Genomic DNA, 15,352 nt, shown 5'->3' on the forward strand with positions numbered 1-15,352 from the left:
CCCGGGCGACTGGCATGCTCCAGTTCGCCGACGACTGCCCGGCCAGGGCACGGCGTTCGTCGCGCCGCAGGCCGAGCGCGCGACCTGGTACCCGAAGAGCTTCCTCGAACCGACCGCGGAGAACGACCCGTGGTTCAGTTCCGCGCTCGGCCTCGTGCACGACGTCTTCGAGGACGTCACCGAGCACGTGCCCGCCGAGCGCGTGCTCCTGTTGGGGTTCTCGCAGGGCGCGTGCCTCGGCAGCGAGTTCGTCGCACGCAACCCTCGGCGGTACGGCGGATTCGTCGCGTTCTCCGGCGGCCTCCACGGCCCCGAGGGGACCACCCACGACTACGACGGCGACCTCGCCGGCACGCCGGTGTTCCTGGGGTGCAGCGACCGCGACCCGCACATCCCCGAGGAGCGCGTCCACGAGACGCGAGCCGTCTTCCAGTCGATGGGCGCGGCGGTCACGGAGCGCATCTACGAGGGGATGGGCCACGGCGTCAACGAGGAGGAACTCGAGCACGCCGCCGAGATGGTGGCGGACCTGTAGGCGAGACGAGGGAACTGCACGTTTACCCGGGTGCGGCACCAATGAGAGTCCATGAGTGACGCGACAGACAGCGGCGAGACCGGCGGCCCGGACGGAGCCGACGTCCCCGAATCCGAAGCGGAGTGGCGGGAGCGCCTCAGCGACCAGGAGTACGAGGTGCTCCGCGAAGCCGGCACCGAGAGCCCGTACTCGGGCGAGCACGTCGACAGAGACGAGGACGGCACCTACCGGTGCAAGGGGTGTGGGGCGGTGCTGTTCGACGCCGACACGAAGTTCGACGCGCACTGCGGGTGGCCGAGTTTCTGGGACGCGGCGGACAACGACGCCGTCGAGCGCCGCCCGGACCACAGTCTCGGGCGCGAGCGCACCGAGGTCGTCTGCGCGTCCTGTGGCGGCCACCTCGGCCACGTCTTCCAGGACGGCCCCGAACCCACCGGGGAACGGTACTGCATCAACTCAGTGGCGCTGGAGTTCGACCCCGACGAATAGCGGGCCGGGCGAGTCGCAAACCGCCGCGGGCGTCGGCGAGTCCGCCGTCAGAAGCAGAACGAGAACGGGTACGTGAGCGCGACGCGGTCGCCGTCCGCCAGTTCCGTGGCGAATCCGTCGAGGAGTTCGTTGAACCGGCCGTTCACGAGGACGCGAGCGTACGCCCGCGTGCGCTCGCCCTCGGGGTTGCGTTCCCAGCGGCCGGGCGGGTCGCCCGGGTAGTTCGCCCAGGTCGCCGCGGTCTCCTGTTCCTCGCTCTCCGCGAGCAGCATCTCCTCGAGGCCGTACTCGTCGAAGAACGCGTCGAGGAACTCGCCGAGCGTGTCGCCCTCGAAGGAGAACGCCATGCTGTGCGTGCCGAGTTCGCGTCGGACGTGGCCCGTCGCGCGTACCTCTACAGTCGTCTCGGCGCGCTGGTCTTCCGCGTTCACCGAGTCGTCGCGGTCCTGAACGCTCATGTGGGAACTACGGCCCGCGACTGGGTAAGCCGCGTTCCGAACATATTCGGGCCACCCGGAGGTCGGCGACCCGTGAACGGGAAACGCCTATCCGGGTCGGAGGCGACACTCCGACGATGGACGACGACCGCAGGTTCGCCCTCGAATCCCGGCTCACGAACAACGGGTGCTACCTCGAATCGATCACCGTGGCGGACGACGCCTACGAGGTGACCTACCAGTCGGTCGCCGCCGGCCAGCACGGCGAAATCCCCCACCAGCAGGTCGGCGACGTCGTGAACGTGTTCCGCACGCTGTTCGACGAACACGACTGGGCGGTTCGGAGTGTGGACGCGACGGTCACGACGCTCGACGACGAGGTGCTCGGGTCGTGGCACGCGGACGCCGACTGGTTCGAGGCGCTCGCGGACGATGACCTCACGGAAGTCGAGTTCTCGCGGCGCGTCGTCGCGTCCCTCGAGGAGTAGCCGCCGTCAGCCGCCCGCGCGCATCGCCTTCCGCGAGAAGTCCTCGATGAGCTCGTCGAACGCCGACTCGCTCATCGCGTCGCCGTCGCCCTCGAACGCCACGGTGACCTCGGTGAGTTCCAGCGACGGCCCGATGGCGACTTTCTCCGCCGACAGGTCCGCTCGCCAGCCGTCGCCCTCGACCGTCGTGTCGCTGGTCGCTTCGCCGCCCAAGTTCTGGAGGTAGTTGCGTGCGAGCCGCAGCGAGATGCCGCGGAACTCCTTCTCCCGGTTCACGGTGCGGCCTCCGCCGGCGTCACCGCCGACCCCCCGCGACCGGCGGGAAGATGCTGAGCTGGTCGCCGTCCTCCAGTTCGGTGTCCATGCCGTCGAGGTGCAGGACCTCGCGGCCGCTCTTCAGGACGTTGATGTGCGGGCGCAGGTCGCCGTTCTCGACGAGCTGGCCGTCCAGTCCGTCGTACTCGTCCTCGAGGCCGCGGAGGACCTCGCCCACGGTGGTGCCGTCGTCGTACTCGCGGTCGACGACCTTCGTGCCGACCGTTTGACGGAACGTCGCGAAGAACCTGAGTTCGACGTTCATGCGTTCTGCAGGCGGATGCCGTCCTCGACGAGGCGCTGATTGCGCTCGCGGTCCAGCGCGGCGCCGAGCTCCTCGTGGTCGTATATCTGACTGAGCAGGTCCGCGTAGAGGTTCCGCCACGCGATGGCGTAGATGGGGGACTGCCCCCACGCCCGCAGCTCGGGCACGAACCCGTCGAAGCGCTCGAGGCGGTCCTCCATGCGCTCGACGCCGTCGACGACGTAGCCCACCGCTTCCTCGTCGGAGTCGGCCGACGCGATCGCGTCGTTCAGGCGGCGCTCCCACCCGGCGACGGCCTCCTGCATGTCCTTGCGCGTGTCGCCGCTGTCTGCGGGGAGTGCGTCGAGAATCGGTTCCGGCACGCCGAGTGACACCGTCTCCATGCTCACGAATGGCACTGCGACGAGCATAAAGCTCCCGCTGGCCGGACCGCCGTCAGTCGATGTAACCACTATTAGTTACCCGGGCGTGGGAATCACTATACTACGAGAGTCCGTATGTAACGAAAGAGCACAACAATGACTGACCTAGGCGGATTCCGAGACAACGTCGCCCGCGTCAACCTCAGCGAGGGCGACGTCGACTACGAGAGCATCGACGACGAGGACGCGCGCAAGTACATCGGCGCGCGCGGCCTCGGCGTAAAGTACGTCTTCGACAACGGCCCCGACGTCGAACCGCTGTCCGAGGACAATCTGCTGGCGTTCATGAACGGCCCCATCACGGGGACACAGGCGCCGATGAGCGGCCGCATCGCGATCTGTACCAAATCCCCGTTGACGGGGACCGTGACCGACTCCCACCACGGCGGGTGGAGCGGCGCACGCCTCAAGTGGGCTGGCTTCGACGGCCTCCTCTTCGAGGGGAAAGCCGACGACCCCGTCTACGCCGTCGTCGAGGACGGCGAAGTCGAGCTGCGTGACGCCAGCCACCTCTGGGGCGACGGCGTACACGACACCATCGAGACCATCGAGGACGAAGTCGAGGGCGCCTACGGCAAGAACCTCTCCGCGATGGCCATCGGGCCGGGCGGCGAGAACGAAGTCCGGTACGCCTGCATCATCAACGAGGACGACCGCGCCTCGGGCCGCGGCGGCACGGGCGCCGTCATGGGGTCGAAGAACCTCAAAGCAGTCGTCGTAAAATCCGGCACTGACATGCCCAAGCCCGCCGACCGAGAGACGTTCATGGACGGGCACAAGGGCGCGATGCAGGCCATCCAGGAGTCCGACGTCACCGCGCCCAACGAGGGCGGGCTCTCGGTGTACGGGACGAACGTCCTGATGAACCTCACCGAGGAGATGGACGGTCTGCCGACGCGGAACGGCCGCTTCACCTCCACGAGCACGGAAACGGAGGCCGAACCCGACGAGCCGAACATCGACTCCGAGAAGGTGTCCGGCGAGAACGTCGAGGAGAACATCCTCGTCAACGACCCGACGTGTCACTCCTGTCCGGTCGCCTGCAAGAAGGAAGTCGAGGTCGACGTCCACCACAAGGGCGAGGACCTCAACGTCCGCATGGAATCCTACGAGTACGAGTCCGCGTGGGCGCTCGGCCCGAACTCCATGACCGACGACCGCGACAAGGTCGCGCTCATGATCGACAAGTGCAACAACCTCGGCATCGACACCATCGACTCCGGGAACATGCTCGCGTTCGCCATGGAGGCGACCGAGAAGGGGTACCTCGACGACTACGACGAGGGCCTCGACTGGGGCGACGTCGACGAGATGGTTGACATGCTCGAGAAGATCGCTCACCGCGAGACCGACGTCGCGGACGTCCTCGCGGAGGGCCAGAAGCGGGCAGCCGATACGCTCGACGCCCACGACTGCCGCCTCGACGTGAAGGGGCAGTCCATCGCGGCGTACGACCCGCGCGGCCTGAAGGGCATGGGCATCGGCTACGCCACCTCCAACCGCGGCGGCTGCCACCTGCGCGGCTACACGCCGGCCGCCGAGATTCTCGGCATCCCCGAGAAGGTCGACCCGACCGACTGGGAGGGCAAGGGCGAACTCACGGCGACGTTCCAGGACCTCCACGCCATCTCGGACTCCTTCGACATCTGCAAGTTCAACGCGTTCGCGGAGGGCGTCGAGGAGTACATCGACCAGTACAACGGCATGACCGGTCGCGACGTCACCGAGGAGGAGCTCATGGAGGCCGGCGAGCGCGTGTACAACCTCGAGCGGTACTACAACAACCTCGCCGGATTCGACGGCGACGACGACTCGCTGCCGGACCGCTTCGTGGAGGGCGCGGAGGACGCGGTGCCCGCGGGCGGCGGCATCGAGGGCGAACTCTGCGAACTCGACGCGATGAAAGACGAGTACTACGAGCACCGCGGCTGGGTCGACGGCGTCGTCCCGGACGAGAAGCTCGACGAACTCGGCATCGACGTCGGCCCCGGCACCGGCGTCTCCAGCGGCGCGGCGTCCGCCGACGACTAACGCAATTCGACTGAATTTCTTTCGCAAACGCTCATCAGTCCCTGCTGTGGCAACCTGAACAGCCGGTAGCCTGGCGGATTGCAAGGGCGAGCGTACCCAGCCGAGGGCCTTCAGAGGGAGACGACTCCGTAATCTTCGCTGGCCACTACTCGCAAAATGCGAAACCCGTTTTCCCACCCGTCCCGTAGCCGGTTGCAGTGACTGACATCTCGAAGGAGGCGTTCCACGACGCCCTCGAAGCCGTCGGGCGGCCCGTGGCGACAGCCGAACAGGTCGCGCGGGAACTCGACACGACGCAAGCCGAGGCCGCGGAGGCCCTCGCGGAACTCGCCGAAGCGGGGGACGTGGAGCGTGCGGACGTCGAGAACGACCCCGTGGTGTGGTATCCGCGGGACTGGCTGGAACTCACCGACCGCGAGCGGGTGGTGCCGTTCCCGGACCGCCGCGAGATCGTCGTGGACCAGCCCTCGCAGTTCACGCGCGCGCAGCTGTCGCGGTTCGCGCACCTCGCGGACACCACGCGCACGGGGAGTTACCGGTACGTGGTGCGCGAGGAGGACGTGTGGGCGGCCCCGTTCGAGTCCCTGGCGGACCTCTTGGACGCGATGGACCGCGTGCTGCCGCGGGACTGTCCGGGGCTCAAGGACTGGGTGGAAGAGCAGTGGACGCGCGCGACGCGGTTCCGCCTCGTCACGCACGACGACGGCTACGTGGTTCTGGAGGCGAAATCCGAGAGCCTGCTGGGGAACGTCGCCGACCAGCACCTCGCCGACGACGTGCTGCGAGCGCCCATCTCCGACACAGAGGCGTGGGTCGCCGAAGACAAGGTCGCGGAACTGAAGCGCACGCTCTACGAGGCGGGCTACCCCGTCCAGGACGACCGCGACCTCGAAACCGGGGAGCCCCTCGAGGTCGACCTCGGCCTCGAGCTCCGGGACTACCAGCAGGACTGGGTGAAGCGCTTCGTCGACGCGAGTTCCGGCGTGCTCGTCGGCCCGCCGGGGTCGGGGAAGACGGTCGCCGCGATGGGTGTCCTGGAGGCCGTGGGTGGCGAGACGCTGGTGCTGGTGCCGAGCCGGGAGCTCGCCGCGCAGTGGCGCGACGAACTGCTCGGGAAGACGAGTCTCAAGCGCGACCAGATCGGGGAGTACCACGGCGGTGAGAAGAACCTCCGACCCGTCACCATCGCGACCTACCAGACCGCGGGGATGGACCGACACCGCCACGTCTTCGACGATCGCGAGTGGGGACTCATCGTCTACGATGAGGCGCATCACATTCCATCGGAGGTGTTTAGGCGCTCTGCGGCCCTGCAAAGCAAACACCGACTCGGACTGTCCGCGACCCCGGTCCGCGAGGACGACAAGGAGATGGACATCTACACGCTCATCGGGCCGCCCATCGGCACGGACTGGGACGCGCTCTTCGAGGCGGGGTACGTCGCGGAACCGACAGTCGAGATTCGGTACGTCCCGTGGGCGGACGACGACGCGCGCTACGAGTACTCCGCGGAGAGCGGACACGCGCGGCGCCGCCTCGCCGCGGAGAATCCCGCGAAAGACGACGAGGTCGCACACCTGCTCGGTCAGCACGCCGACAAGCAGGCGCTGGTGTTCGTGGACTACCTCGAACAGGGCCGCCGGCTGGCGGACGCCATCGACGCACCGTTCGTCAGCGGGGAGACCCGTCACGTGGAGCGCGAGTCGCTGTTCGACCAGTTCCGGACGGGCGCGCTGGACACGCTCGTCGTCTCGCGCATCGGCGACGAGGGCATTGACCTGCCGGACGCGGAACTGGCGATTGTGGCGTCCGGACTCGGCGGGAGCAGGCGACAGGGCGCGCAGCGCGCGGGCCGGACGATGCGACCGGGCGGCCAGTCGCTTCTGTTCGTGCTCGCGACCCGCGGCACCGGAGAGGAAGACGACGCGCGCAGTCGGATGCGCCACCTCGCGGCGAAGGGCGTCCGCGTCACGGAGTCCGGGCGCGAGCGTGCCTGAGGACGACCTCGAGGCGCTGTACGACCACCTCGCTGCGACCGGCGAGCTGCCCGTGGAGACGTCGGCGAGTCGGTACCTCGGGGAGGCGGAAGCAGTGGTCGAAGACGCGCTCGAACCAGAAACACCCGATGCCGTCGTGCGGTCGCGAGTCCAACAGGCGCGGGAGTTGCTGTCGCACGTCGACGAGACTGGCGACGCGGAGGCGGACCGCCACGTCGCTGCGGCCCGCGCGCGCTGTGCCGGGCTCCTCGGCGACACTCGTTCCCGGGACGGGGAATCGCCGCGGTGACGAATCCCGGGAAATCGAGCAGACAGCGACGGTGCGATTGGGGACCCGGTACGGCAGCCGTGGCAGTGACTGAACGATGAATCACGTCGCCAACCGTGTACGGCCAACGTCGAATGCCAGAAACTGCCGTTCGCGCATCGAGATTCGACGCTGCCAAGGTGCGCGAGACGTCTCCAGACCGCTGCTGAATTCGACGCGCACCACCTGCTCTTTCTCGTAAATGTCACACTCATATAATTTGTTATATTCCTATAATCCACCGAGTGATGCGAGTATTGCCGCTTTACGGCAGGAAATAGTTCAAGTACTTCCGTGAAAGATACGTTGCATAGTTATGGAACATGACAAATCCGGCGAAGATAGAGTGGCTCCCGACGACTTGGACTTGCTCATACAACTCACAGAGTACACGAACGATTGCCTCTGGATGTTCACCGCCGACTGGGAGGAGCTGGTATTTGCGAATTCCGCGTACGAGAATATCTTCGGGAATTCGGTCGCAGAACTCGAGGAGGACCCGACGAACTTCGTCGAAGCCGTTCACCCGGACGACCGACAACGAGTAATGGACAGCATGGCGAAGCTCTCGAACGGCGAAAACGCCGACCTAGAGTTCCGGGTCAACGCAAATACGGGCTACGAGACGTGGGCCTGGGTGCAAGCGAACCCGATGAAAAACGAATCAGGAGACGTCGAATACGTTGCGGGGTATACGCGTGACATCACCGAACGGAAAGAATACCAGCACAAACTAGAACAACACAGAGAGGACCTCGAGCAGTCCAACGAGAGTCTCCGGGAGTTCGCGTACATCGCCTCACACGACCTCCAGGAGCCGCTCCGAATGGTGTCCAGCTACGTCGAACTACTCGACCAGGAATACGGAGAGCAGTTCGACGACGAAGCCGAGGAGTACATGGAGTTCGCGATCAACGGCGCGCAGCGAATGAAACAGATGATCAATTCGCTGTTGGCGTACTCTCGTGTCCACACCGATGCCGAGGAATTCGACGAAGCGGACGCGAACGAGGTGTTCGAGACCAGCTGCCAGGACCTGAAACTCCTCATTGAGGACCACGATGCGGAGGTGTCCGTCGACGACCTCCCGGTTGTCAGGGCCGACCGCGACCAGCTCGGGCAGGTGTTTCAGAACCTCGTAAAGAACGCGATCGAACACGCCAGCGAAGACGGGACTCCGAGCATCGAGGTGACGGCGACGGAACGCGATGACGTACACGAATTCGCCGTTTCGGACAACGGACCTGGCGTTCCGACCAGCGAACAGGAGGACATCTTCAAGATCTTCAGGCAGGGAGCGTCAGCGTCGAGCACTGCAAATACGGGGATCGGGCTTGCAATCACTCAGCGCATCGTGCAGCGCCACGGCGGAGAAATCTGGGTCGAATCGGAATCCGACGATGGAGCCACATTCAGATTCACCATCCCGAAGACCGCTCAGAGCCCCGTCACGGAGGGGGCACACCCATGACGAACACCGGTCAACCGGTCGAAATTCTGCTCGCCGAGGACAATCCCGGTGACGCGAAGCTCACGGAGAAGGCGTTCGAGCAGGGGAACATCCTCAATAATCTGCACATCGTCGAAGACGGCGTCAAGGCGCTGAAGTTCCTCCGCCAAGAGGGCGAATACCAGGACAAGGCGAAGCCAGACCTCGTGTTGTTGGACCTCAATATGCCGAGAAAGGATGGCTGGGAGGTCCTCGAAGAGATCGACGAGGACCCGGACCTTCGAGGGTTCCCCGTTATCGTTCTCACGAGCTCTGAAGCCGAGTCGGACATCGTGAAGTCCTACGAACTGCAGGCGAACGCGTACCTGACGAAGCCTGTCGACTACTCCGGATTTATGGACATCGTCCAGCGGTTCGAGGACTTCTGGCTGTCGGTCGTAAAGATGCCCCCCAAGTGACATGTCGCGTGCAGATTTGGAGCCCGACGTGCTGTTGGTCGAGGACAATCTGGGAGATGCGCGACTCGTCGAACACCACCTGAACACCTCGCAAGTGTCAGACCTGGTGGGGAACGTCACGCTACACCACGAAGAAACCCTCACAGACGGCCTGAACGCGCTAGAAGACAATTCACACGACATTCTGTTTCTGGACCTCGGATTGCCCGAGAGTACCGGAGGAGAGACACTGAATCGCGTGTTAGAAGAGGGGGTGCGAATCCCGCTCGTAGTGCTCACCGGGCTAAATGACCGTGAGACCGCCGTCACAGCGATTCAGCGGGGCGCACAGGACTACCTGCTCAAGGACGACCTGGACGCCGACATGCTCGCGCGGTCACTTCGGTACGCCATCGAGCGCCACCAGCAAGAAGCCGAACTACGGCGACAAAACGAACGCCTCGACGAATTTGCCAGTGTCGTCTCTCACGACCTGCGGAATCCGCTGAACGTGGCCGAGGGCCGACTAGATCTCGCACAGGAGGAGAGCAGTAGCGAACACCTCGAGATCGCGTCGGACGCTCTCGAGCGGATGGAGCAGTTGATTACCGACCTCCTGACGTTGGCGCGACAGGGCGATACGATTGACGAGAGAGAACTCGTCAGCCTCGAGACGCTCGGTGAGGAGTGCTGGCGGAACATAGAGACGGCGGACGCGAAGTTGGTCATCGACACCGACCACGTCGTCAACGCTGACAGAGGCCGACTACAACAACTCGTAGAGAATCTAATCAGAAACGCTATCGAACACGGTGGTGACGCGGTGACGGTGACCCTCGGGGGACTCTCCGACGGCTTCTACGTGGAGGACGATGGAACGGGGATTACTGACGTCGATAGCGCCCAGGTATTCGAGAAAGGATACTCGACGTCGACAGAGGGGACCGGGTTTGGACTCATGATCGTAGAGGTCATCGCCGAAGCGCACGGCTGGAACGTCCGCGTGTCGGAGAGCGCGAGCGGCGGAGCACGGTTTGAGATTACGGGCGTCGCGATCAAGTAATCGATCGCGTCTTCGATTCCCGGTCGAGGGCCCCGCGCAAAGCTGTGAATCCCGGGGCAGAGCCGCGTTCGTAGCGTCCGTCCGGGAGGGCCCTCGCAGGCCGCAGTACGTGTCGCCAGTCGGCTTGCAGCATACCGAGTTACCGACAGCGGCGCTGTTCGGTCACCAAAACGGAGGAGTGCCGTCGCCACGCCTCGATTTTCGTCGCCTACAAAGCAACTCGAACCGGCGTATTTACTAGTTTGTCAGAGTAGTCAAATTGGTTCTATATATACTTGACGTGATTTTGGGCGTGGAGTCGGACGAATTGGTGCGGTATTCACAGAGTACCGAAGAGCCGTTTAATTTTGCTCCAGAAGCGTCACGAATGTCGTTTTACTCGGACTGCCGAAATAAGTAAATTCAGGCGTCAGGTAGGGGATTTATTAGTATCGGACGAGCGGTCGTGTTCGACGTACTCGCGCGGACGCCGAGAGACTCGCCCTGCTCGTCTCCCGCGCAACACATTCGTATCACTCCCGTGGGACAGCGTTGGACTCGCGGCAGGTAGTCGCGTCCGCCCTTGTCGACCTGCAGTTCGTCGTCCTCGACGAGGACTTCGCCGTCGACGATGGTGTGGGTCGGCAGGCCGGTGAGTTCGTCGCCGTCGGAACGCCGCCGAGTCGGGTCTGGGCGCGTCCGCGAATATCACCGGTGAAATCCGGCCACAAGGATTTAAGTAAGTTGTGGGTCTGGAGAGTGACGTCCAGGGTGACCTACAGGCAATGTTCGAATTTCTCGGGAGCCTCGTCGCCGGCGTAACGGGGTCCGCCCAGCGCCAGTCCGGCGACGACGCCCCACAAACAGACGACAGCGACGGCGGCGAGTGGACTGCCGACCGCCACGACCCCCGCGAGTGGGAGATGGACGGCGACCACACGCCGGAAGCCTGGCGGGAGCGCGCCACCGTCGGTACCGTCGTCGAGAGCGTGATGAACGGGCTCGGATACCCCGTGTTCATCGTCGACGACGAGGGGTACTTCACGAAACTCAACGCGGAAGCGCGCGACCTCTTCGACCGGGAGCCGGGGCAACTCTACGGCGACAGCCTCTTCGACTACGACGAGGCCGACAACTCCGTCATGCGAAACGTCCTCGAGACGGGCGAACCCGTCCGGAACCTCGAGGACACCGTCGTCGTCAACGGCGACGAAATCCCGGTCAGCAGGACCGTGATGCCGTTCCACGGCCCGAACGGCGACGTCGTCGGCGCGCTCGAAATCAACCGCGACATCTCCGAGCGCGTCGAACTAGAAGCCCGCGAGGAGCAACTCGAGGCCTACCAGAGCGAAGTACTGGGCGAACTCGAGCAGAGCCTCGACGCCCTCGCGAAGGGCGACTTCACGGTAGAAGCGGAGGTCCGCGAACCGGACGCCGACTTCGAGGCCATTCGGAACGTCTACCGGGAGTTCGACGACATGGCCGCCGACCTCAACTACGCGGTCGCCAACACCCGCGAAGCGCTCCGGGACGCCCGCGAGCACGCCGTGGAACTCGATTCGATCGCCTCGACGCTCAACGACGCCAGCCAGCAGGCCCGCGACGCCATCGTGGACATCGAGCGCTCCAGCGAGCAAGTCTCGTCAGTGGCCGACGAGCAGGCCGACCGCAGCGAGCGCGCGGAGGCCAACGTCTCCGAACTGTCAGCGACCGTCGAGGAAATCGCGGCGACCGCCAAGCAGATCGACCGCCTCGCCGAGGAAGCCGCCGACCTCGCGTCAGACGGCAGCGAGGACGCCGCGGTCGCCATCGAGCGCATGGAAGCCGCCATGGAAGCGTCCGAACGCAACCGCGAGGTCGTGCAGTCCCTCGAAGAGCAGATGGACGTCATCAACGAGATGACCGAACTGATCGACGAGATCGCCGACCAGACCAGCCTCCTGGCGTTGAACGCGAACATCGAGGCGGCGCGAGCCGGTGACGGCGGCGACGGCTTCAAAGTCGTCGCCGACGAGGTGAAGGCGCTCGCGGAGGAGGCCAAAGACGCCGTCGCGGAGATCTCGGAGAACGTCGCCAACCTCAAGGACGGCATCGACACGACCGCGGACGCAATCGAGGAGAGCAACCAGGAGGTCGAACGCGGCGCAGCGGTCGTCGAGGACGTCGTCGACCGCATCGACGACATCGACGACGCCATCGCGGAGACCAACCACGGCCTCAGCGAGATCACGGACGCGACCGAGGACCAGGCCAAGAGCGCCGAGACCGTCCACACACTCGTCGAGGAGGTCGCGGACTCCAGCGACGACGTGAGCGCGCGCATGCAGCAGGTGTCCGCGGGCGTCCAGCAGCAACGCGAGTCCGTCACCGACGTCGCGGACCGCTCGGACGCCGTCGACGACATCGCCGACGAGATGGCCGCCGCCCTCGACCCGTTCTGCCTGGACGGCGACGAGGACGCATCGCTCGGCGACGACTCGCTCTCCAGCGACGCCGCCGACGACTGATACCGACCCCGCCTCGGCTTCGACCAGTCACCCTTCTCCGACCCATTGCGGCCCGTCGTCGGAACGCCGTCGCAGTCAGGACCGACCAGAAAACAGCGGGATTTTGGACGCCGAAGCGCGGCAGTGGGAATCGGCGGACTCGCTCTGCTCGCCAATCGAGCCGCGCGCTCGTGTTACTCGCGCGGGAGCCGGGAGACGCTCCGCGTCTCCCGTGCACCCCGGTCGTGTTACTCCCGTGGTACCCCGTTGTCGAATCGCGGTAGGTAGTCGCGCCCGCCCTTGTCGACCTGCAGTTCGTCGTCCTCGACGACGACTTCGCCGTCGACGATGGTGTGGGTCGGCAGGCCGGTGAGTTCGTCGCCGTGGAACGTCGAGTAGCGCGGTTCCATCGTGTGGTAGAAGTCCTCGTCGACGACCTTGCTCTTGTCCAGGTCGACGATGACCATGTCGGCGTCGCTGCCCTCGGCGATGGCGCCCTTGCGCGGGTAGAGGCCCCAGCGCTTGGCGTTGTTCTCCGCGCAGACCTCGACGAGGCGCTCCATCGAGATGCGGTTCTTGTTCACGCCCTCGCTCATCATCACGGGCAGGAAGTACTCGATGCCGTTGTTGTCGCCGGGAATCGCGTCCCAGATGTCGCCGTGCTTGCCCGTGTCCTTCTCCTTGAATTCGAGTTTGTGCGGGCAGTGGTCGGTGCCCATGTAGTCGACGGTGCCGTTCCGCAGGCCCTCCCAGAGGCGTTTCTTCGAGGCGTCGCCGCGCAGCGGGGGCGAGATCTTCCCCCAGGTGCCGAGTTCCTCGTCGTGTTTCGTGTGGCAGAGGAACGCCGGCAGCGTCTCCGCGTGGACGTTCACGCCCTTGTCCTGGTAGCGCTCGCAGATGTCAACGCCCTCGCCCGTGGACATGTGGACGATGTACGACCGGGAGTCCGTGTACTCGGTCATGCGCGCGATCTGCTCGATCTGCATCGCCTCGCAGATGTTCGGCGCGGACTCCGACCAGGCCTCGAGGTCGTTGCGGCCCTCCGCCTGGAGTTCCTGGCGGCGCTCGTACGCCAGATCCTCGTTCTCCGCGTGGAACATCACGACGCCGTCGTTGATCTCCGAGACCTTGTCCAGGACCTTGTAGACGCGGCCTGCGTCGGAGTGGTCGATGCCGAGTTCCGGGCTGGCGTGCTTGTACCAGTTGAAGAAGACCTTGTAGGAGCGGATGCCCTCCTCGGCGAGGCCCTCGATCTCGTCGACGTGGTGGTCCTGGTGGACGATAGCGTGGTACGCGAAGTCGATGTAGGAGTTCTCCTCGCCCGCCTGCCTGAAGAAGTCCATGTCCGGCAGGTAGGGGTCTGGCTGGAGGAGGAAGTTCACCACCGTCGTGACGCCGCCGTGGACGGCGCCCCGGGTCTCCGTCTCGAAGTCGTGCTCGAGGCCCTCGTGGTACTCGTATTCGTACCGCGAGAGGCCCCAGTGGACGTGCGGGTCGACGAATCCCGGGATGAGGTAGTTGCCTTCCGCGTCGATTGTCTCCTCGGCGTCTGGGAGGTTGGCTTCGGTGCCGACTCGGACGATTTTGCCGTCGCGGGCAGCCACACCGCCGTCGATCGTGCCTGACGGCGTGACGACTTTGGCATTGACTACCCGCAGGTCTGCGTGCTGGCTCACGTTTCGGTAGAAGCCGGGCTGATATTTATAATTATGGACGAAGCGACGCCAGCAGCGACATTTTGTCGCCGCGCGTGTGGCCGACCGCGTGAACCGCCAGTACGGCGGTGGCGTGTCGTCGGAATCTGGCGCACTTCGTGGGTTTCACAACCTTCAAGCACGCCGCCGCGCACCCTGTGGACAAGCCCCATGGAGAGCCACGTCTGTCTCACCGGAGTCGGCATGACCCGGTTCCGGGGGGACGCCGACGCCACGATTCACACCCTGCTGGAGACGGCCGCTCGCCGCGCGCTCGACGACGCTGGCGTCGCGGCCGGCGACCTGGATGCGGTTCACGTCGCGAACATGGCCGCCGAAGCCTTCGACGGCGTCTCCGGCCTGCACAACGCGCTCACTGCGAGCATCGGCGCGCACGGCGCGCAGGCCGACCGCGTGGAGAACACGAGCGCCAGCGGCGCGTCCGCGTTCCAGCGCGGCGTCCAGGCCGTTGCGTCGGGCGCCGCCGACTCGGCGCTGGTCGTCGGTGGCGAACGGATGTCGGACGCGAGCACGGAGACCGCGACGGGTGTCATCGGGAGTATCGTCCACGAACGCGAGCACGCGTACGGCGTCACCCTCCCGTCCTTTGGCGGTCTCGCCGCAGACACCTACCTCCGGCGACACGACGCGCCCTACGAGGCGCTCGCGAGCGTCGCCGCGAAGAACCACGCGAACGGCGCGCGAAACCAGTACGCGCAGTTCCAGTCCGAGGTGTCGGTCGCGGAGGCCGCCGACTCGCCGCTGGTCGCGGACCCGCTGCGGCTCTACGACTGCTGTCCGACCACCGACGGCGCGGCGGCCGTGCTCATCGAGTCGGCCGGGGAAGCCGAAAGCCAGGGCGCAGGTGAGGACGAGAGCGAGGACGAACGCGGAGGCGGGGACAGTGCGGTCGCGGTGCGCGCGTGCGAGAGCGCGGTCGGCACGCACGCCGTCGCG

16 protein-coding genes are annotated in these 15,352 nt (G+C 65.5%); 11 read left to right on the forward strand and 5 right to left on the reverse strand.

Annotated elements, in window-relative coordinates:
• Both GRX66_RS09485 and msrB read left to right on the forward strand, forming a co-directional pair.
• The coding region (locus tag GRX66_RS09485) for an alpha/beta hydrolase (RefSeq protein ID WP_159526342.1) at positions 1–535 on the forward strand (535 nt) is incomplete at its 5' end.
• 51 nt (positions 536–586) lie between these two features.
• Positions 587–1,024 (forward strand): peptide-methionine (R)-S-oxide reductase MsrB, encoded by a 438-nt coding sequence (msrB, locus tag GRX66_RS09490; protein ID WP_159526343.1) that lies wholly within the window; start codon positions 587–589, stop codon positions 1,022–1,024.
• A gap of 47 nt (positions 1,025–1,071) precedes the next feature.
• Here msrB and GRX66_RS09495 read toward each other — a convergent pair whose 3' ends face one another.
• Positions 1,072–1,482, reverse strand: a complete 411-nt coding sequence (locus GRX66_RS09495; RefSeq protein WP_159526344.1) for a MoaD/ThiS family protein — start codon at positions 1,480–1,482, stop codon at positions 1,072–1,074.
• 116 nt (positions 1,483–1,598) lie between these two features.
• On the opposite strand from GRX66_RS09495, the gene GRX66_RS09500 reads away from it, so the two are divergent.
• Entirely contained in the window at positions 1,599–1,949 is a 351-nt protein-coding gene (locus tag GRX66_RS09500) for a hypothetical protein (protein ID WP_159526345.1), read from the forward strand.
• A 6-nt stretch (positions 1,950–1,955) separates the two neighbouring features.
• On the opposite strand, the gene GRX66_RS09505 is transcribed toward GRX66_RS09500, so the two are convergent.
• The 3 genes from GRX66_RS09505 to GRX66_RS09515 are packed head-to-tail and all read right to left on the reverse strand — an operon-like array spanning position 1,956 to position 2,912.
• The gene (locus GRX66_RS09505) at positions 1,956–2,225 is read right to left on the reverse strand and encodes a hypothetical protein (RefSeq protein WP_325064031.1); all 270 of its coding nucleotides are present in this window, start codon (positions 2,223–2,225) and stop codon (positions 1,956–1,958) included.
• Between the two features lie 19 nt (positions 2,226–2,244).
• A complete protein-coding gene (locus GRX66_RS09510; RefSeq protein WP_159526346.1) occupies positions 2,245–2,529 on the reverse strand; it encodes a ubiquitin-like small modifier protein 1 in 285 nt (94 codons plus the stop codon).
• Complete coding sequence (locus tag GRX66_RS09515) at positions 2,526–2,912, reverse strand: hypothetical protein (RefSeq protein WP_159526347.1); 387 nt, start codon at positions 2,910–2,912, stop codon at positions 2,526–2,528. Before GRX66_RS09515 ends, GRX66_RS09510 begins: the two co-directional genes overlap by 4 nt.
• Before the next feature lie 135 nt (positions 2,913–3,047).
• Here GRX66_RS09515 and GRX66_RS09520 point away from each other — a divergent pair, with 135 nt between their 5' ends.
• The 7 genes from GRX66_RS09520 (at position 3,048) to GRX66_RS09550 (ending at position 12,722) form a co-directional block, all read left to right on the forward strand.
• Positions 3,048–4,982, forward strand: a complete 1,935-nt coding sequence (locus tag GRX66_RS09520) for an aldehyde ferredoxin oxidoreductase family protein (RefSeq protein WP_159526348.1) — start codon at positions 3,048–3,050, stop codon at positions 4,980–4,982.
• A 197-nt stretch (positions 4,983–5,179) separates the two neighbouring features.
• Positions 5,180–6,979 carry a DEAD/DEAH box helicase gene (locus GRX66_RS09525; protein ID WP_325064032.1) on the forward strand — a complete coding sequence of 600 codons (1,800 nt, stop codon included), beginning with the start codon at positions 5,180–5,182 and terminating at the stop codon, positions 6,977–6,979.
• Entirely contained in the window at positions 6,972–7,268 is a 297-nt protein-coding gene (locus tag GRX66_RS09530) for a hypothetical protein (RefSeq protein ID WP_325064033.1), read from the forward strand. The genes GRX66_RS09525 and GRX66_RS09530 overlap by 8 nt, the downstream gene beginning before the upstream one ends.
• A 385-nt stretch (positions 7,269–7,653) precedes the next feature.
• Positions 7,654–8,757, forward strand: a complete 1,104-nt coding sequence (locus tag GRX66_RS09535; protein WP_201292976.1) for a PAS domain-containing sensor histidine kinase — start codon at positions 7,654–7,656, stop codon at positions 8,755–8,757.
• Positions 8,754–9,194 (forward strand): response regulator, encoded by a 441-nt coding sequence (locus GRX66_RS09540; protein ID WP_159526350.1) that lies wholly within the window; start codon positions 8,754–8,756, stop codon positions 9,192–9,194. The genes GRX66_RS09535 and GRX66_RS09540 overlap by 4 nt, the downstream gene beginning before the upstream one ends.
• Before the next feature lie 28 nt (positions 9,195–9,222).
• On the forward strand, positions 9,223–10,236 hold the full coding sequence (locus tag GRX66_RS09545) for a sensor histidine kinase (protein WP_159526351.1): 1,014 nt from the start codon (positions 9,223–9,225) through the stop codon (positions 10,234–10,236).
• Positions 10,237–11,000: 764 nt separating this feature from the next.
• Positions 11,001–12,722, forward strand: coding sequence for a methyl-accepting chemotaxis protein (locus tag GRX66_RS09550; protein WP_159526352.1), 1,722 nt, complete (start codon positions 11,001–11,003; stop codon positions 12,720–12,722).
• 227 nt (positions 12,723–12,949) lie between these two features.
• Here the strand turns inward: GRX66_RS09550 and GRX66_RS09555 are convergent, their stop codons facing one another.
• Complete coding sequence (locus tag GRX66_RS09555; RefSeq protein WP_325064034.1) at positions 12,950–14,377, reverse strand: dihydroorotase; 1,428 nt, start codon at positions 14,375–14,377, stop codon at positions 12,950–12,952.
• A 222-nt stretch (positions 14,378–14,599) separates the two neighbouring features.
• Between GRX66_RS09555 and GRX66_RS09560 the strand changes: the two genes are divergently transcribed.
• On the forward strand, positions 14,600–15,352 hold a 753-nt coding region (locus GRX66_RS09560), incomplete at its 3' end, for a thiolase family protein (RefSeq protein WP_233745418.1).

The sequence above is a fragment of the Halobacterium bonnevillei genome, assembly GCF_009831555.1.
Taxonomy (GTDB): Archaea; Halobacteriota; Halobacteria; order Halobacteriales; family Halobacteriaceae; genus Halobacterium; species Halobacterium bonnevillei.